We start from the raw sequence: 18599 nt of genomic DNA, 5'->3' as shown, positions 1-18599 counted from the left end.
GTGAGTGGGACATCTGCCGGCCAGCCACCGAATTCATACGGTGTGAAGTCGGGGCGTGATTGGGAGCAATGGAGAGTATGATGCCCGAGACACGAAAAACTGATGACATTTCGACGAGCAGCGGTGCGTCGGGCGCCCCCGCGCCCCCAACCCCCGTCGCCCCCTCTCCACCGTCCCGCCGCCAGAAGAAGCCCTGGATCCCGTTCGTCGTGCTCTATGTCGTGCTCGTCCTGGGCGCGGCCATGTTCCTCGTGCCCTTCGTTTGGATGGTCGTCACGTCGCTCAAGACAACCGACCGCGTGATGATCTACCCGCCGGAATGGCTGCCGAAGCAGACGTATTTCTACTATCAGAGCCCCACGGGCCGCATCGCGATCGACCCGCCGCTTGTGGACAACGACAAGGGAAAGGCGACCATCCGTATGCCCGGCGCAGAGACGACGACAAAGGTCCCGTCCTCGACGATCTCCAAGGAGGTGCGGGTCGCGCCCAAGTGGTCGAACTACCCGGACACGTGGAAGGAAGTGCCCTTCGCGCTGTTCACGAAGAACACGCTGACGCTGGCCCTCCTTGTGGTCCTTGGGGTTACGATTTCGTCCAGCATCGTGGCCTTCGGCTTCGCGCGCATCCCGTTCCCGGGGCGGGAAGCGCTGTTCATGCTGATGCTCAGCACGATGATGCTGCCCGGAATCGTGACGTTGATCCCGGGTTATATGCTGTTCCGCGAACTCGGCTGGCTCGACAGCCTGAAACCGCTGTGGGTCCCGGCGTTTTTCGGCGGCGGCGCGTTCAATGTCTTCCTCCTGCGCCAGTTCTTCCGCACGATTCCCGTGGAACTGGACGAGGCGGCCAAGATGGACGGCGCGTCGTGGGGGCAGATATACTGGCGCATCCTGATGCCGCTCACCGGCCCGGCCACAACCACGGTCGCCCTCTTCTCGTTCATCGGCGCGTGGAAGGACTTCATGGGCCCGCTGATCTTCATCAATAGCCTGGAAAAGCAGACGCTGGAACTGGGACTGCAGACGTTCCAGACCCTTTACGGGACCCACTGGGAGATGATGATGGCGGGCGCAGTGATCGTCGTGCTGCCGCTGATCGTGATCTTCTTCCTCGGCCAGAAGGTCTTCATCCAGGGCATCGTGATGACGGGCCTGAAAGGCTAGAACGGGACGTTACGCGCGATACCCGGATTCAACCGCGGTTCCCGGATTCAACGCAGAGGACGCGGAGGAACGCAGAGGTATCGCGGAGGAAGAGCGATGTGGAGGGACTGCAACTGGGACAACCGGTCCGCCTACCAGTAGAACTACCTGGATCACGACGGCGGCAGGAACCCTGCGACGCCTACGGCCAGCGGCTGGCCGGCTCATCAACCGATCCCCAGCCACCCCGCAGTCGGTTCGGGCCTGGATGCCGGATGCCGGATGCTGAATCCAGCCTCCTGACCCCTGAATCCTGACCCCTGAATCCTGACCCCCGAATCCTGTCACCCGCCACCCGGCACCGCCTACAATACCCCTATGTCTTCACCCAACAAGCAGCACAAGGTCGATGAGCGCGATACCGTCATCCTCGCCGCGCTGGATACCGGCGCCACCGATATCGAATCGGATTTTGAGGAACTCCGCGCGCTCACGAGAACCGCGGGCGCCAACCCCGTGGCCGAGTTCGTCCAGCGCCGCGCCGAACCCAACGTCGCCACCTATTTCGGAAAGGGCCGCGCCGAGGAGCTTTTCGCGCTCGTCCAGCACCATGAGGCCGATATCGTGGTCGTCAATGACGAGCTCACCTCCACGCAACTCCGCAACCTCGGAGAGGTCGTGCAGACGCGCCTCGTCGACCGCACGCAGTTGATCCTCGATATCTTCGGCCAGCGCGCGCACACGCACGAAGGCAAGCTCCAGGTCGAACTCGCCCGCCTCACCTACCTGCTCCCCCGAATCAGCAGCCAGTACACGCAGTTCGAGCGTCAGCAGGGCGGCGTCGGAATCCGCGGCGGCGCCGGCGAAACGAAAACAGAATCCGACCGCCGCACCATCCGGGGCCGCATCACCGACCTTGAGGCCGAACTGCAGGAGGTGCGCCGCCAGCGAAGCGAGCAGCGCCGCGGCCGTCAGCGCCTGCCGTTCCCGACGGCGTCACTGGTCGGCTACACCAGCGCCGGAAAATCCACGCTGATGAACGTCCTGTCCGGCTCCGAAGTGCTCGTGGACCCGATGCTCTTCGCCACGCTGGACCCCACCACCCGGCGCGTGGTCCTGCCGAACGGCTGGGCCATCCTGCTCACGGACACGGTCGGCTTTCTCCAGCGCCTCCCGCACGGCCTCGTCGCCGCCTTCCGCGCCACCCTGGAAGAGGTCAACGAAGCGGACATCCTCATCCACGTGGTGGACGTCAGCCATCCCAACTATGAGATGCAGATGAAATCCACGATGGACGTCCTGAACGAACTCGGCGCGGACGGAAAGCCCGTGGTGACGGCGTTCAACAAATGCGACCGCGTCACCGACCAGTACGAGCTCCGCCGCCTCGTCTCCAACACACCCAACAGCGTCTATCTGTCGGCAACCCGCCGCGACGGCCTGCAGCAGCTTCTCACGACCGTCAGCCACGTTGTAGAATCGCTTCTCACGCCGATCGAGGCGTACCTCCCGTACGGCCGCGGCGATTTGCTCACCCAGTGCTACGAGCGCGGCAAGGTGGAGGGCGTGGAATACGCGGAGGACTTCATCCACGTCCGCGCCCGCGTGACCACCGACCTGGCCGGCCGCCTGTCCGAATTCACAGACGCCGCGCACCCCTGACCCGTACCGCGGACGCCGCGCGCCCCTGACCCGTAGCGCGGTCGCCTCCGCCCGCATCCGTCGCCCAGACACCGCTGACCCGTAGCGCGGGCGCCCCGCCCGCATCCGTCTCGCAGGCGCTCCCGCCCCCCATTGTCAAATGACAACTGGCAAATGGCCAATGGCAAATACCGGGCGCCTCGCCCGCATCCGTCTCGCAGGCGCTCCCGCCCCCCGTTGTCAAATGGCAATTGGCAAATGGCCAATGGCCAATGGCAAATGGCCAATGGCAAATACCGGTCGCCCCCGCCATCCTCTGCACCCTCCGGCCTCCCGGGGAACTGAAAGCTCCCCTCCATCGTCAACCAACCATGTGCGCCCGAGTCACCGCAAAGCGGCCTCCAGCCTGAATCCTGAATCCTGAATCCTGAATCCTGAACCCTGAATCCTGAATCCTGAACCGTGAACCCTGAACCCTGAACCCTGAACCCTGAACCCTAAATCCTGGATGCTGGATGCTGGATGCTGGATGCTGGCTGTCGGATGCCGGATGCCGGATGCTGGATGCTGGCTGCCGGCCCCCCCCTTGACTCGCGAACTCGCGCATAATAGGATGACACGGGCGCAATATCGCGCCAACACGTTTGACACATTTGCCCGTACGGGCGTTGGGAGCGGCCCATGGCGGCAGCCATCGAGATCCAGAACCTCACCAAAAAATACCGCAACGTAGTCGGAGGCGGTACCTTTACAGCCGTGAATGACCTTACGCTCGCCGTGGAGACCGGCCAGATCTTCGGGTTCCTCGGCCCGAACGGAGCCGGCAAAACGACCACCATCAAGATGCTCCTCGGCCTCATCTTCGCGTCCTCCGGCAAGGCAACGCTCCTCGGCAAGCCGATCGGCGACATCAGCGTCAAATACGATATCGCTTACCTTCCGGAGTCGCCCTATTTCTATGACTTCATGACCGGCCCGGAGCTCCTGGATTTCTACGGCCGCCTCTTCGGCCTCACCGCCAAAGTCCGCAAGGAACGCATCGAGCGCCTCATCGATGAGGTCGGCCTCGGCCACGCAACCGGCCGAACCCTGAGGCAGTATTCAAAGGGCATGCTCCAGCGAATCGGACTCGCTCAGTCGCTCATCAACGACCCCAAACTCCTCTTCTTCGATGAGCCCACCTCCGGCCTGGATCCGGTCGCCCATATCGATATCCGAAACCTCATCCTCCGCCTCAAGGAAGAGGGCAAAACGATCTTCCTCAGCAGCCATCAGCTCAGCGACGTCGAGATGGTGTGCGACCGCGTCGCCATCATCCATAAGGGCACGCTGCGAACCACCGGCCACGTGGCCGACCTTCTCTCCGGCAGCCAGGTTCGCATCGTCACCCTGGGCCTCACGCCCGAGGCCGCCAAGCAGGTCGTTGCCATCGCAGACAAGGTCGATGATGAGGACGGACAGATGACCATCTGGTCCGACGATGACAACAAGGTAAACCAGTTGGTTGACGTCATCCGCGGAGCCGGCGCCCGCATCGTCAGCCTCACGCCGGAACGCCGCAGCCTGGAAGACCTGTTTATCGAAACCGTCCGCGAGACCGTCGCCGTCAAGCCCAGCGAGCCCACGGTGGCCCACCAGGACTAGTGGGATGTGGTGATGAGGAAATGTGAAAATGAGGAAATGACCCGGATCGGTTCCTCATTTCCCCGTTTCCCCATTTACTCGTTTCCCTCACAATAAGGTACGAAATAATGAACACTTGGGTAATAGCGCGCAGCACCTTCGGTGAGGCCATCCGTAAGAAGATCGGGATGTATATCCTGTTCACCAGTCTGATCTTCATCGTCCTGTCGCAGCTCTTCGCATCGCTGAGCATGTCCGGCAGCGTGGCGCAGCAGACGGCGTCGTCCGGCAGCCTCGAAGTGCAGATCATCACCAGCATGGCCTTCGGCATCATGGTCATCGGCGGCCTCATCCTCGCGATCTTCCTCTCCTTCGACCTCATCCCGTCCGATTGCGAAAAGAAGACAATCTACACCATCCTCAGCAAGCCCGTCTGGCGGTGGCAGTACGTCCTCGGGAAGTTCGTGGGCACAGTGATGGCCCTCGCGGTGAACATCGCGTTCATGGGTCTCGCCCTGATGGTCGTGGTTTTCGCGAAAACGATGCAGATCCAGTGGCCCATCCTCGCCGGCGTCTTCTTCACGTTTCTGCAGTTCGTTCTCCTCGCCGGCATCAGCATCATGCTCAGCCTGCTCGTCACCAGGAACATCAACGTGGCGATGTGCTTCGGGTTCTACATCCTGGGCACCGTCAATGAGTTCTGGCAGGACATCGCGAAAGCGGCGCCCAGCCCGGTCATCCACTGGATCGCGAATTTCCTGCACGTGGCCATTCCCAGCTTTTACTCGTTCAACTTCGTGAACATCATCGTGCACCCCGAACTCTGGAAGGAAACTCCCACTCTGGCCCACGACGCGGCAGCGTCCGTGCTGTATGGGATACTGTGGACGTCCGGCGTTCTGGTGATCGCCGTCGCCGTCTTCAGCCGGAAGGAAGTATGACCACCAACACCCCGAAATCAACCGGCCCCGACGCGTATGGTCAGACGATGAGCAGGACGAAGACCGCCCTTGTGGTGGCCGCGCTGTGGCTGTGCGCGATGTTCACGCTGACGGACATCGACAAGCACAGGCACTACTACAACCCCATCCTCAAGACACCGGGCAAATCCTTCATCGACAGCCTCCGCAACAACATGTTCGGCGCCAGCATGCTGGGCTTTCGCGAGGTGGCCGCCGGCATGCTCTGGGTAAAGGCCGATGAACTCTTCCACGAAGGCAAATACCAGGAACTGGTGCCGTATTTCAGCCTGGTGACCTTCATGGATCCCCACCAGACCGACGTCTACAGCACCGGTGCCTGGCACCTGATGTACAATTTCGGCGACCCGCGGATGGTCCCCCAGGGCCTTTCGTTCCTGAAAGAGGGCGTCGCCAACAATCCCAAAATATGGGACCTGTATTTCCAACTGGGCTGGTCCAATTTTGACTGGCCGGTTGAAGACTACTTCGCCGCGCTTCCCTATTTCGAGGAGGCGGACAGGCACAACGGGGCCGACGGCACGCCCCCGCCGCGCTATATCTCGCACATGGTCGCCCACTGCCTCGCCCGCCAGGGCAAGATTGACGAGGCCCGCAAGACCTGGACGGATAACATGGCCTTCGCCGAACGCGAGATCGCAAAGGCGAAAGCGGCCAAGGACGAAAACTCCGCCCGCCTCTGGGAACAGGAACGCGACGTCTGCAGGCTGAACCTCAACCTCGTCATCGTCCGCGATGTTGGCCGCAGGGACCTCGCGAAGAACCCGAAACACGTCTCCTTCGATGTTCAACTCCGAAACCAGGGCAAGCGCGTCCTCGGCGTTCACTGCCGGGTGAATGGCCTCCCGCCGATGCGCGATAATCTGGGCGAGGTGAGCAATGCGCGCCTGGAGTTCGTGGTCCAGGACAAGGATTACGACAAACTGCAGGCCGCCCATACCAACGATCTTACGTGGGGCCCCAAACACCTCACCCGGTTCCGCAGCATCTACAACATCGTGGAATCCGATGGCCAGGTGCTTTACCAGAAGAAGCCCTGGGTCCCCCTGGACATGAGCAAGGACACCATGCTGGAGCCGCCGCGCAAGCCGGAGGAACTGTTCCCGCTGGAGTCCGCCCAGTACGAAGTCATCATCCGCCTCGACCCGCGGGTGCGCCGTCAGCCGGAAACGGTTCAGGACATCCTGGGCTGGATCGGAGAAGGACTCGCTCCCGGCAAGGACGTCGTTCCCGGCAGGGGCAACGGCAGGATGCTGGAACGTCGGATCATCATCCCGCGCGAGATGATTCTGGGCAAATAGCGGAATGGAGGCTTGAGAGTTGAGCGGCTGCGGTAGCCCCCGGTCTCAAGCCTCTGTTCATTGCTTCCCGGTTTCCCGCCCCCGTCCGCCGCTCCATCCGTGCCGAAATGCGGTTAACGCGGAACCTGCGGCCCTCAGTGGCGTATAATACCATGTATGAGGCCATGGGCGTTCATAGCCGCGATGTTGTGCGCCACGAGCGTATCGGTGGCGTTCGCCTCACCCAAGCGCGTGACCGACAGCCCCCATTTCCGCTTCTACTACGATAAGTCCCGCACGGTGGAGGTGGATTCCGTGCAGCGCAGCGCCGAAGCCGCGTTCGATCGCATCTCGCAACTGCTCAGCTTCACGCCGACCCAGCGCATACCCGTCTACCTCTATTCGGACCGCAAGGAGTTCATCCGGGACACGGGGATCAACCGGTCGGAACTCGTCTTGGGCGTCGCCACCAGCGCGGACGAGGCGGTTCGGCTGGATGCCAGCAAGATTTTCGAAGCCCCGGACCGGGTCGTCGGCCACGAAATCGCCCACATCTTCCTGTATTACGACCTCGGGCCGTCAATCGGATTGCTTCCGCTCTGGATGAACGAGGGGATCGCTCAGGTCGCGGGCGGCGCGGACGGCGACGCGGCGCGCGCCCGCGTTTCCGATGCGTATGTTAATGGCCGCCTGATTCCGCTGGGCGACCTCAAGAGCCGGTTCCCGGTCGGAGACAGCGCCGGCCTCGCCTACGATGAGTCGCAGGACGCCGTGATGGCGCTGCTCGACTACGGCAATGGCTGGCCCAGGGTGCGCTCCCTCCTGTCCGAACTCAAGACCGCCGCATCGTTCGATGCCGCAATGCGAAGCGCCTACGGCATGAGCGCAACCGATTGGGAGTCCCAATGGCGCCACACCGCCTGGTTCAACGCGCGATTCGCCTTCTGGGTCACCGTCGCCGAGTGGATCGTGCCGTTCATGATGTTCGGTGCCCTCGTATGGGGCATCCTTACCGTCCGCCGTCATCGCAAAAAACAGATCAAGGACGAAGAACCGCTTGTCGAAATCGCACCACCATCATGGTGGAAGGAAGACCAATGGAGATGAAAGGTGAATTGAAGTCTGAGTATTGAGAACTGAGTATCCCTGATGTGTCATTCTGAACGAAATGAAGAATCTCAGCCCTCGGCTCTCGGCTCTCGGCCCCCAGCCCTCAGCCCTAGGCTCTCAGCCCTCGGCCCTAAGCCCTCGGCCCTCGGCTCTCGGCCCTCAGCCCTCAGCCCTCGGCCCTCAGCCCTCAGCTCTCAGCCCTCGGCTCTCAGCCCTCGGCCCTCAGCCCTCAGCTCTCAGCCCTCGGCCCTCAGCCCTCAGCCCTGAAATATGTACCCATCAACCCTCTATGAACTGGCCGGACTCCCGTTAGACGTCCCCTCGAACATGGTCCGGGCCGCCGCGCTCGTCGAAACCGGCGGAATACGCACCGAGGCGGCCGTCGCCCTGGACGTCCTGGCCGATCCGGGCGCCCGCGCGGATTACGACGCGCGCTCGACACAGGGCCTCGCCTTCGAACTGGCGCTCGCCTGGGGAGTCGCGGCGCTCGCCGCCGGCGATGCCCGCGCCGCGCATGACCATTTCGACCGCGCCCGCCGGATCGCACCGGACCATCGTGCCGTCCCCATCCTGCTCGCCGCCGCAGACCCCGATGCGCCGGCCGTGGCGCCTCCGGACGAGGCCCGCTGCGCCGCCGCCCGCGGCGAGATACTGCGCCTGCGCAATAACAGCGCGTTCCCGCACCGCCTCATCCGCTATGCCGTCGCCCTCGCCGGGGATCCGGAAGAGCCCGAGCATGCCGAATCCGGGGTGATGGCCAACGCCGCGCGCGAACTGCTCCAGTACGATATCGCCGAAGCGCCGCGCTCCTACGCGATGGTCCTGCCGGTGCTGCGGGAGCACTATCCCGTGGTTTACAGCCTCGACGCCCCGTTTTTCGACGCGGCCGCGGCGGTCCTGGCCGCTCACGCGCCGGCGGCCGAATACGAACGCGGGAAGCGCACCTACCTGGATTCCGCCCCCCCGGCCCCGACGCCGGTTGATGTGCCGCCGCCGCTCGACCTCGCGAACCTGCGCCTGCCGCCGCTGCGCTATTCCGACCGCCGGCTTTCGCTTCCCGTCCTGCCGCGCCCCGGATACTCCTGGGTCGGAGCGGTTGTCGGCGCGCTGATGATGACGGAGGGCGGACCGGAGACCATGATCGCCGGCGCGGCGGTCGGATTCGTCCTGGTCTACGTCCTGAAATGGGCCTTCACCAAACGCTGAGTGGCCCGGACTCCAGCCTCCAGCCTCCTGCCTCCTTCCCCTCAGCAGTTCGGTAACGGTTCCAGCCCCGCGATGCCCCGGATCAGGTGGACGGCGTCCTTCATGTCGACGGTACCGTTCCCGTCGATATCCGCGCAGATTGATGCCGCCACGCTCAGCGTTTGGGTGGCGGTGGTGCCGTTCCATTGCGCCTTCACCTGAGCGCCGGTACCGGCATTTGGCGCCGAAGCGATGAACGTCGCCGACGTGGCGCCCTCCGCAACAGTCACCGAGGATGGGACGCCCACCACCGCCGGTGCGGTGCTGCTGAGCGCCACGCTCGCGCCGCCACGTGGCGCGGGGTTGTTCAACGTCACTGTTCCGTTCAGGGACCGGCCTGCCTTGCCGGGGGCGGGCGACAGAGCCACGCTGGATACGGCCGTTGCAGTCGGTGAACACGTGATGTAGGCCAGGAAATCGCTCTTCTCAGCGGTAACCGGAGGGCCGGGAGGGAAGAACTCGAGCATCGTGACGGAGTAGGTGTTCACCCCCAATGTGACGGATTTGGTGTAAGCGTCCGTCCACGTGTTCACCAGGCTGCTCCGTGTGTTCGAGAAACTGCCGGTGATCTTGCCGGTAAAGGTGAGGATCCCGGGCGTCACAAAATCGTAGTCGTCGATCTCCAGGGTTATGGTGTAAGTTGCATTGAAGGGGTCCGGGGCGTTCGAGCCGCTGAAACCCGCTCCCTGTAAAACGTGCAGGATCGTCCCTCCGCCATCGCACGCAAGAGTGTTTCCGCTCCCCGTGGTGAACTGGACGTTGCTGAGCCCGGATATCGACAGGACCTGTTGATTGCCGTTCTGATCCTTGAGGGTCGCGCTGTATCCGAACGCCGCACGAGAGGGCGCCGCGATTGAGGCTGCTATTATAAGGACCGCTAGGGTTCGCCGGACCATGGTGTATTCTTCCTTTCGAGACATTCAGGGGCGCATCACGCTCCCTGATGTATGCGATACCGGTCCTCCCGGATCCGGTCGTGATGTCCATTCATACCCCGCAGCCCCCTTTGCGACACATGCGGAAGAGACCACCGGCATTCCTCTTCGATTGTCCGGTTCACAGGGTGACGGCCGATGCCACCATTGGCCCTGGTATTGCTGCGATTCCGCCCAGACACCGATTTTGAGCATGCAACCCCGGCCGGTTCGGGCCGTCTAAACCCATGAGCAGTTGAAAGGAACAGTCCTTTGCCAGTGGAATCGGTAAGCGATGAGATGCTCATTCAACGGTGCGGGGAAGGCGATGATGCCGCATTCCGCGCGTTGTACGAGCGTCACAATCGCATGATTTACAACCTGGTCTTCCGGATGCTCGGCAGTCACGCCGATGCCGAGGAAGTGGCGCCGGATGTCTTCGTCAAGGTCTGGCTCAAGGCCGCGGATTTCCGCGGGCAGAGCCGGGTCTCCACGTGGATGTACCGCATTGCCGCCAACATGGCGATGGACCGCTTGCGCTCCGGCCGTGTGGGCAAGGAGGTCTTCTGGGAGGATCTTTCGCCCACCGAAAGGGAAATGCCGGACCGGCGGGATGCCGCGGAGACTCCCGAGGAATCGGCGATGCGCCGGGAGGACAACCGGGCGCTGGCCGCCGCGATGGCGAAATTGAGCTCGGACGACAGGCTGCTCGTCACTTTGTACCACCTGCAAGGGTGTTCGTACCTGGAAATAGAAGAGATTACCGGCATTTCGCCGGTTAACATCAAGAGCCGTCTGTTCCGCGCCCGGAGACGATTGCGGGACACGATGGTGAACTTGGAGAAAGGAGACGCGCCCGATGAATTGCACCGAAATCCGTCCACAACTGATGGACTACGCATGGCAGCGGCTGTCTGCAGCTGAGGCGGGCGCGATCGATATCCACCTCGGCGAGTGCCAGGAATGCCTCGCCCTGCTGGAGGAAGAACGCACTCTGGGAACCACTCTCGCCAACGTCCCGATCGTTAGCGCGAAACAGGACCTCTGGGATACCGTCCGAGCCCGCCAGACCGCGCTCAGCGCGTTGTCGGCGGCCGCGCCGGCGCCCATCGCGGTGGCGACATACCGCCGGTCCAATCGCCGCGCCTGGACGCTGGCGGTGGCCACCGGCTTCGCTGCCCTCGTCCTGATGCTCGCGCCGTCACGCACCGTTCCCGAACAGACCGCCGGCGCACGCGATATTGCACAGACGCTGGATCAGGCCCGCATGGTCGCTCAACAAAGCGATAACCCCCTGCGGGACGTCTCGGACCAGACTTGGACATACCTGGCCGATGGCGGGAAGGACTGACCACGATGAAACTCATTTTGGCTGAACTCGCACTGGCCCTGCTGATTGCCGGACCCGCATCGGCGCAGGCGCCCCCGCCGCCGGGCGGCCCGCCCCAGGGCCGCGTCAACAGGCTGAGCACACTGGGCCTGAACGCCGACCAGATGAAGAGGGTGCAGGACGTCCTTAAGGATTTCGGCCCGAAAATGCGCGATCTGGAGAAATCGCTCTTCGACCGCCGGCGAACCCTTGAAGGGCTCTATGACCGGTTCGACCTCGACCTCGGCCAGGCCAGACAACTGAACAAGCAGATCAACGGCATCCAGAAAGACATTCTGGACCAGCACCTCAAACTGCAGGTGGAACTCCGGAAGATTCTAACCGCCGATCAATATAGCAAGATGCGCCAGGGCATGCACCGCCGCCCCATGGAACGCCGCGACGCCCCCTGGGAGCGCCCACCGCGATAAGCCGTTCAGAATTGAGACTTGAGAATTGAGACTTGAGAATCGGGCAACCGGCCTCAAGTCTCAGTTGTTCCTACTCCTAAATCCTGTGTCCTAACTCCTGTATCCTGAATCCTGAATCCCAAACCCTGGATGCCGGATGCCGGATGCTGGATGCTGAGTCCTGAATCCTGAATCCTGAATCCTGTATCCTGAATCCTGCACCTGAACCCCAAACCCTGGATGCTGGATGCTGGATGCTGAATGCTGAATCCTGAATCCTGAATCCTGGCCCCTGAATGCTGTCACCCGCCCCCTTCTCCCAAAAGTGGTCCCAATCGACTTCCGTTGTGGTATAATTCCGGTAGACACGAAAGGAGGGATGCTAAGTATGTTAGATCACAGTCGAGGTGACTGTAGGGGCTGAGGCTCTTCTTCACGGAGGCTTCGGCCTCTAGACCCAAACAGTATACCGTCCGGCCCCGTCTCAATAGAGGCGGGGCCGGTTTTTGGATGATGAACGATGGATGGCGGGTCTGGACCCCTCACCCCCTCACACTCCGAGAGAAGGGCTGGGTTGAACGCTTTGCGTCGGGCACCCTGCATTTTTCATTCTCCATTTTTCATTTTGCATTGCCCGTCCTCCGCCCGCCCCCTCCGGCCTGAATGCTGGATGCCGGATGCTGGATGCTGCCACGGAACCCGGAACCCGGCACCCGCCGTTGACCCGGCCGCCCGCCACGGTACTATCATCAGTTCAGGAGCCTCTATGGAACGTGAAACCCTAAGTAAGTTCGGGGTCCTTCTCCTCATCTTGTCATCCCTGGGATGTGCGGTCTATTTCAGCCGCCCGCTGCCGCCGTCCGGTAAGACGGTCATCCGGTTCCTCACCTATGAGACCGGCCAGGGGCAGATGGACATGGTGAACGCCATCAAGCGTGACTTCGAGAAGGCCAATCCCGATATTGAAGTTCAGGTCGAATTCAACAGCATGGCCCGCGACAAAATCTACGTCGAGACCGCCTCTGGAACCGAACCTGACGCATTCTACGCCGTCACCGATGACATCCCGCGCCTCGCCATCAAGGGCGCCATCGAACCGCTCAATGAACTCATCGCCCGCGATAAGGCGTCGAACCTCAACATCTATTTCCCGGAGGTTGTGAACGCGCTGCGCTACGCGCCGCCGTACCTGAAAATACCGCGCGCGAAGCAGGAGCTCTACGCCTACCCGATCCATTTTTCCACGGACATATTGTTCTATAACAAGGACCTTTTTGAGAAGGCCGGCGTGCCGTTTCCCACGGACAAGTGGACATGGGCCCAGATGATCGAGGCCGCCCGCAAACTCACGGTGAAGGACGATAGGGGACGCATCACCCAGTTCGGAATGTTCCTGCCGGACACCGCCACCACCATCGAGGGCAATGGCGGCCACGTGTTCAACAGCGATTACACCAGGTGCCTCATCGCCTCGCCGCAAGCCCTGGAGGCGGTTGAAACGCTCCGGGCGCTCCGGTTCAAGGACCACATCGCGCCAACGCCTGCCCAGGTGCAGGAAACGTCGTCAATGCAGATGTTCAAGCTCGGACAGATCGCGATGCTGCCGGGACGCACGTACATGACGGTGGACTTCAACAAGATCACCGATTTCAAGTACGATGCCACTCTCATGCCGGGCATGAAGTTCAACGTCGAGCGCCTCGCGGTCGGTGGTGTGTGTATCTCACGGCATTCCGACGCGCAGCACAAGGCGGCCGCGTACCGCTGGGCCAAATTCTACTGCAGCCCGGAGGGCGGCCAGGCGATCCTGGGTTGCGAGAAGAACTGCGTAACGGCTGTGAAGGCCCTCGCCCTCAGCCCGAAGTACTTCCTGAAGCCGCCGCCGGCCAACTCGAGGGTGCTTGTGGACAGCCTGTACGACTCTCGCATCACCATCCCGCCCATCGTCGGCGCTTCGGAGTACATCAACGGCATCGCGACACCGTCCACCGACGACATGCTCCGCACCGAGCATATGGATATCGCGGCCGCCCTGCGAAATTATCAGGCCGCCACAAATAAACTGCTGGCCAAAGAACCAAAAGGCCCAACCCGGTAGGTCGGGCCTCCGTGCCCAACACCGGGTCCAACGTCCATCCTCCAATTTCCATCTTCCAACTTGGTAGGTCGGGCCTCCGTGCCCGACACTGGGCACACGACGGAGCGGGGGCGCCTCGCCCGTTCTGAACGCCGGGGCCTGCAACACGGTACGACCGGCACATATCAATAAGGTACAACGACTTTGCCAACAACGAATAACACCACCGGGGAGACAACCCGATGAACGCCAGGTTCTGGAAACGCTGGGGCGGATTCTTCTTCATCCTCCCCTGGGTCGTCGGGTTCTTCCTGTTCACCATCGGCCCGCTCATCGCGTCGGCCCACTACAGCCTCCTCGACTGGGATATGTTGGCCGCCCCCAGGAACGTCGGACTGCAGAACTACCGCGATCTCTTCGTAAATCCGGATTTCACCTGGAGCCTCTGGCGCACCGCCCTGTACGCCCTGATGGCCGTTCCGGTCACCATGCTGGGCAGCCTGCTGGTGGCGATGCTGCTCAACCAGAAGGTCCCCGGCATCACCATCTTCCGCACGGTGTACTACCTGCCGGCGGTTACCAGTGGCGTGGCGATGATGATCCTATGGAAGCTCCTGTTCCGCCCGGACACGGGGCCGGTGGACTGGGCGCTCACGAAGACCGGCGTGTACGGTGCCCTGATGGCGCACTGGATACCCGGTTTCACCCTGCACGGCGGTTTTCACTTCCAGTGGTTCCCGTTGCTGGATGCGCAGCCCGGCTGGCTCTCCAGCCCGGACTGGGCGCTGCAGACGATGGTCCTCCTCAGTGTCTGGGGCCTCGGCAGTGGGATGATCATCTACCTCGCCGGCCTCCAGGGAATCCCGGACCACTTGTACGAGGCCGCCGAACTGGATGGCAGCGGCGCGTGGGGCAAATTCATCAACGTCACCATCCCGATGCTCACCCCCACCATCTTCTTCAATCTGATCATGAACACCATCGGCGCGTTCCAGGCGTTTGACCAGGCGTACATTCTAAGCTCCGGCCTCGGAGGTCCCTCCCGCTCGTTATTGATGTACGTCCTCCTGGCATACAACACAGCGTTCAAGTTCCTGAAGATCGGTCCGGCCGCGGCGATGGCATGGGTGCTGTTCTTCATAATTCTCGCGCTCACGGCAATCAATTTCTATGTAGGCAAGAAATGGGTCCATTACGATTAGTAGACAGTAGACAGTAGACAGTAGACAGTAGACAGTAGTCAGTAGGCAGCGGGCATCAAACCGGGGACGGCACTACATTTGCCGACAGCCGTCCACCGGCTACTGTCTACTGACTACTCCCCCGGAGATATTCATGGCAACGGTAACAGCACCATCGGTTGGCGGTTGGCGGGAGCGGAAGCGAAAGCGGGAGCGCAACACGCGCATCACGGCGTTCATCGCCCTGACGCTCGGCGCGATCATGTTCGCCGCCCCGTTCCTCTTCATGTTGAGCATCAGCTTCAAGAACCCGGCGCAGGCGGACAAAATGGCGGTGTTCGAGCTCCCGAAGCCGTTCTACCCCGCCAACTACGGCCTCGCCCTGGCGCAGATGAACTTCATGCTGGAACTGCGGAACACGTGCGTCATCGTCTTCGCGAACGTCGTCGGCATACTCTGCGCATCGGCCATGGTCGCCTACGGCTTCGCGCGCCTACCGTTCCCCGGCAAGAACGTGTGGTTCGCGATCATGCTCAGCACGATGATGCTGCCTCCCTTCGCCACGCTCCTCCCGCTGTATGCGAAGTTCAAGGATATCGGCTGGGTCAATACGTTCCTCCCGCTCACCGTGCCCGCCTACTGCGGCAGCGCCTACATGATCTTCCTCCTGCGCCAGTTCTTCATGTCGCTGCCAGGCGAACTGGAAGACGCGGCCCGCATCGACGGATGCCACCGTTTCGATATCTTCTGGCGTATTTTCCTCCCGCTCTCGAAGCCCGCGCTCATCACGGTGGGCATCTTCACGTTCATGGGCAGCTGGAACAACCTGTTCGGCCCGCTGGTCTACCTCCGCACGCCGAATATGTACACGCTCAGCGTGGGCCTGGCCCAGTTCAACGGCCTTTACAGCACCGAGTACGGGCGCCTGATGGCCGCCAGCATCGTCATCGTTTCGCCCCTTCTGCTCCTCTTCTTCGTGGCGCAGAAATACTTCGTGAAGGGCATCGTCCTCAGCGGCCTCGGAGGGAGATAACCCAAATCACGTGCGTCCGGTACGCCCAGTAGTGTCGGCGTCCCCGCCGACAAACCTTGCCATTCCGGCCATTCCGCCGGATGCACGGTACGTCCGGCGTCCCGCCGGATGCGGGTGGGGCCGGCCTCCGCGCCGGCCATCGGCGGGCCGGTACGCACGGTAGTGTCGGCGTCCCCGCCGGCAAACCTTGCCATTCCGGCCATCCCGCCGGATGCACGGTAGGTCCGGCGTCCCGCCGGATGCGGGTGGGGCCGGCCTCCGCCCCTACGGGCGGCCCGTAGGGGCCGTGCCCGACACCGGGTTCCAACGTCCGCCCTCCAACTTCCATCTTCCAACTACCCCCGGACCGAACGGATCGCCGCTCCGGCTCGTCAACTCTCTGTAGACATTCTCTGCGAAGCAGGCAGCAATCCCGACCGACGAGGAGACAACCCATGCGATGCGAACGTTGCGGTTCGGAAATCGAGACTGGGATGCGTTGCCCTGCCTGTCTCGATGGGGCGCTGTCAGTGTTCCAGAAGCCCGTTTCAAACGTCACGGCTGGCCTGATTGCTTTGAGTGCATTGTGGCTGTTCGGGTTTGTGCTGATCGGTCCGTGCAACCGCCCGGAACGGGTGGCCAAGACAAAATCTCTCAATAACATCAAGCAACTCGCCATAGCCACACGTGTATATTCAGAGGACTATGGTGCGCTTCCCGGCTGGGTCCGCAACCCCGATGGCCGATACGCCCACAACTGCTGGGACGAGCAGATCAACACCCAGGTCAAGGCCAAGGATGCCTTCAACAACGGCGAAACCGGCATTAAATCCAGTGCCGACCCCGTCAGACGCCGAATCCTCACCTACGGTCTCAACGCCCTGCTCATCACGCCGCCCAAAGGCCAATTCGACGGCAACGCCGATTTTGCTTTTGTAAATGCCGGAAATCCGCCGAAACCCCTCGCCGTCAGCGCGCTGAATAGCCCCGAGAACACGATCCTCTTCGCAGAATTGTCAACCAACACCCCTATGCCGGGAGTGTACGGTCAGGCGCCTGACCCCAAGCCGTTCACCTATGCCCTCGGCCCGCAGAGCGAGCCGTGGCGCAACGCTCACGATGGCTGGATCGACATCAGCCCGCGTGCGTTCATCGAGATCCTGAGGGATCGGGACAACAACCCCTATGCGGAACCGTACGGAAAGAACGCGGACTGCGGCATCGCTCGCGACCTCTACGGTGGAGGCGGAATCTACGCGTTCGCCGACGGCCACGCCCAGTTCATGAAGATCGGCAAAACCGTCGGCCTCGGCACAACGGTCAACGGCAAACCGATCACCGTCGAAAACTGCTGGTCCCCGACCAACACCAACAACCTGTGGAACCCGCGACTACGCGCCAACCGATAGACACTCACATTCCGCGTCGCCCTCTCCGCCATCCCCAGCCCCCACAAACGGGTAGTGTAACTCGCTCTCGCTCTCAATCACGTATCCGCTCGCCTCGCACACCCGCCGCATCGCGTCCACGTGCCGCTTCAGCGCATATCGCCCCGCCGCCGTCAGTTCCCACCATCCCTCATCGTTGAAGGTCTGCGAAAGCAGCTCCCACCCACGCCGTCCCGTCAGTCCGGCCTCCCTCCATTTGTGCAGCAGGAAGAACGTCAGAGCCCGATTGCCCGCGTAGTGGTACAGCCCCTGCAAAGGCGTCGCGCCAAACAGCGCCAGTTGGAAAGCCAGCGCCAGCGACGACGGGCGCAGGAATTCGGTCCGAACGCACTCACGGATCGCTTCCATCGGATCGCTCGGTACGTCGTCGCGCAGCGGATAGTCCAGGAAATCCGAGAAATACACCCGCCGCGTCACCCAGCCGTAACGCCACAGGTACCGCCGTCCGATGTCCGTGATCGCCGCCATCCGGACCGTCTTGACCTGCCCGCATGCGTACCGACCCGGAATATGCGCCTTCTCTTTCCACGTTTCCAGCACCCGGTTGCCCGCCAACGCTTTCACCAGTGGGTGCAGATTCGCCAGTTCCGTCGGCAGCATCCGCGCCAGGTCCGCCATCGGCGTGGGCCCGTGCACTGCCAGGTGAGTGGTCAACAGCAGCCTCGGCACACTGGTCAGATATGGGCTAACCCACCACAGTGCCGCGCCATCCCGCGACGTCGGAATCCCACCCTTCCCCCCCGTATCAAAGAACCGTCCGGGCTTAGTCCGTCCTTCCATACGAAATGCCTCCTACTTACTAGCCCGCGAAAACGCCCATTTGTCTGAACTTTTTTGGTTGCTGAAGCCCGGAGGCCGAAGAATGACCGCCTCCAGGCATGACTCTCATCATTCCAAATCCATCGTTTCCGCTCCGTACCCTCCGTTTACTCCGTGGTAGACTCTTCTCAACGGTACGACCGGCGTCCCGCCGGTTCACTCCTGCCCCCAGCCCCCAGCCCTCAGCCCCCAGCCCTCAGCCCCCAGCCCTCAGCCCCCAGCCCTCAGCCCCCAGCCCTCAGCCCCCAGCCCTCAGCCCCCAGCCCTCAGCCCCCAGCCCTCAGCCCCCAGCCCCCAGCCCCCAGCCCTCAGCCCCCAGCCCTCAGCTCTCAGCTCTCAGCTCTC

At 62.3% G+C, this 18599-nt stretch carries 16 protein-coding genes; 14 read left to right on the top strand and 2 right to left on the bottom strand.

Features of this window, described 5'->3' with window-relative positions; all coding sequences use genetic code 11:
* Positions 1 to 80 precede the first annotated feature (80 nt).
* The 7 genes from VGM51_10895 to VGM51_10865 all read left to right on the top strand — a co-directional run bounded on the left by VGM51_10895 (position 81) and on the right by VGM51_10865 (position 8985).
* Positions 81 to 1166: a carbohydrate ABC transporter permease gene (locus VGM51_10895; GenBank protein HEY3413544.1), complete on the top strand. Its 1086-nt coding sequence runs from the start codon at positions 81 to 83 to the stop codon at positions 1164 to 1166.
* A 357-nt stretch (positions 1167 to 1523) separates the two neighbouring features.
* Positions 1524 to 2807, top strand: a complete 1284-nt coding sequence (gene hflX, locus VGM51_10890; protein HEY3413543.1) for a GTPase HflX — start codon at positions 1524 to 1526, stop codon at positions 2805 to 2807.
* A 660-nt stretch (positions 2808 to 3467) separates the two neighbouring features.
* Positions 3468 to 4430: an ABC transporter ATP-binding protein gene (locus tag VGM51_10885; GenBank protein HEY3413542.1), complete on the top strand. Its 963-nt coding sequence runs from the start codon at positions 3468 to 3470 to the stop codon at positions 4428 to 4430.
* 107 nt (positions 4431 to 4537) lie between these two features.
* Positions 4538 to 5350, top strand: coding sequence for an ABC transporter permease subunit (locus VGM51_10880; protein ID HEY3413541.1), 813 nt, complete (start codon positions 4538 to 4540; stop codon positions 5348 to 5350).
* Positions 5347 to 6690 carry a hypothetical protein gene (locus VGM51_10875; protein HEY3413540.1) on the top strand — a complete coding sequence of 448 codons (1344 nt, stop codon included), beginning with the start codon at positions 5347 to 5349 and terminating at the stop codon, positions 6688 to 6690. Before VGM51_10880 ends, VGM51_10875 begins: the two co-directional genes overlap by 4 nt.
* 156 nt (positions 6691 to 6846) lie before the next feature.
* Positions 6847 to 7776, top strand: a complete 930-nt coding sequence (locus VGM51_10870) for a hypothetical protein (protein ID HEY3413539.1) — start codon at positions 6847 to 6849, stop codon at positions 7774 to 7776.
* A 273-nt stretch (positions 7777 to 8049) separates the two neighbouring features.
* Positions 8050 to 8985: a hypothetical protein gene (locus VGM51_10865; protein ID HEY3413538.1), complete on the top strand. Its 936-nt coding sequence runs from the start codon at positions 8050 to 8052 to the stop codon at positions 8983 to 8985.
* A 41-nt stretch (positions 8986 to 9026) separates the two neighbouring features.
* Here the strand turns inward: VGM51_10865 and VGM51_10860 are convergent, their stop codons facing one another.
* A complete protein-coding gene (locus VGM51_10860; protein ID HEY3413537.1) occupies positions 9027 to 9920 on the bottom strand; it encodes a hypothetical protein in 894 nt (297 codons plus the stop codon).
* A 297-nt stretch (positions 9921 to 10217) separates the two neighbouring features.
* On the opposite strand from VGM51_10860, the gene VGM51_10855 reads away from it, so the two are divergent.
* From VGM51_10855 to VGM51_10825, 7 genes are all read left to right on the top strand, one after another.
* The gene (locus tag VGM51_10855) at positions 10218 to 10862 is read left to right on the top strand and encodes an RNA polymerase sigma factor (protein HEY3413536.1); all 645 of its coding nucleotides are present in this window, start codon (positions 10218 to 10220) and stop codon (positions 10860 to 10862) included.
* Entirely contained in the window at positions 10798 to 11289 is a 492-nt protein-coding gene (locus VGM51_10850; protein ID HEY3413535.1) for a hypothetical protein, read from the top strand. Before VGM51_10855 ends, VGM51_10850 begins: the two co-directional genes overlap by 65 nt.
* A gap of 5 nt (positions 11290 to 11294) precedes the next feature.
* Positions 11295 to 11738, top strand: a complete 444-nt coding sequence (locus VGM51_10845; GenBank protein HEY3413534.1) for a periplasmic heavy metal sensor — start codon at positions 11295 to 11297, stop codon at positions 11736 to 11738.
* A gap of 745 nt (positions 11739 to 12483) precedes the next feature.
* The gene (locus VGM51_10840) at positions 12484 to 13815 is read left to right on the top strand and encodes a sugar ABC transporter substrate-binding protein (protein ID HEY3413533.1); all 1332 of its coding nucleotides are present in this window, start codon (positions 12484 to 12486) and stop codon (positions 13813 to 13815) included.
* A gap of 221 nt (positions 13816 to 14036) precedes the next feature.
* Entirely contained in the window at positions 14037 to 14996 is a 960-nt protein-coding gene (locus VGM51_10835) for a sugar ABC transporter permease (protein ID HEY3413532.1), read from the top strand.
* A gap of 133 nt (positions 14997 to 15129) precedes the next feature.
* Positions 15130 to 16008, top strand: coding sequence for a carbohydrate ABC transporter permease (locus VGM51_10830; protein HEY3413531.1), 879 nt, complete (start codon positions 15130 to 15132; stop codon positions 16006 to 16008).
* A 434-nt stretch (positions 16009 to 16442) separates the two neighbouring features.
* Positions 16443 to 17396 carry a hypothetical protein gene (locus VGM51_10825; GenBank protein HEY3413530.1) on the top strand — a complete coding sequence of 318 codons (954 nt, stop codon included), beginning with the start codon at positions 16443 to 16445 and terminating at the stop codon, positions 17394 to 17396.
* On the opposite strand, the gene VGM51_10820 is transcribed toward VGM51_10825, so the two are convergent.
* Entirely contained in the window at positions 17379 to 18215 is an 837-nt protein-coding gene (locus VGM51_10820) for a hypothetical protein (protein ID HEY3413529.1), read from the bottom strand. The genes VGM51_10825 and VGM51_10820 overlap by 18 nt on opposite strands.
* Between the last annotated feature and the right edge of the window lie 384 nt (positions 18216 to 18599).

The sequence above is a fragment of the Armatimonadota bacterium genome, assembly GCA_036504095.1.
Lineage (GTDB): Bacteria > Armatimonadota > DTGP01 > JAKQQT01 > JAKQQT01 > DASXUL01.
The sequence above is the reverse complement of the archived record's forward strand: the minus strand, read 5'-3'. Positions and strand labels throughout refer to the sequence as shown.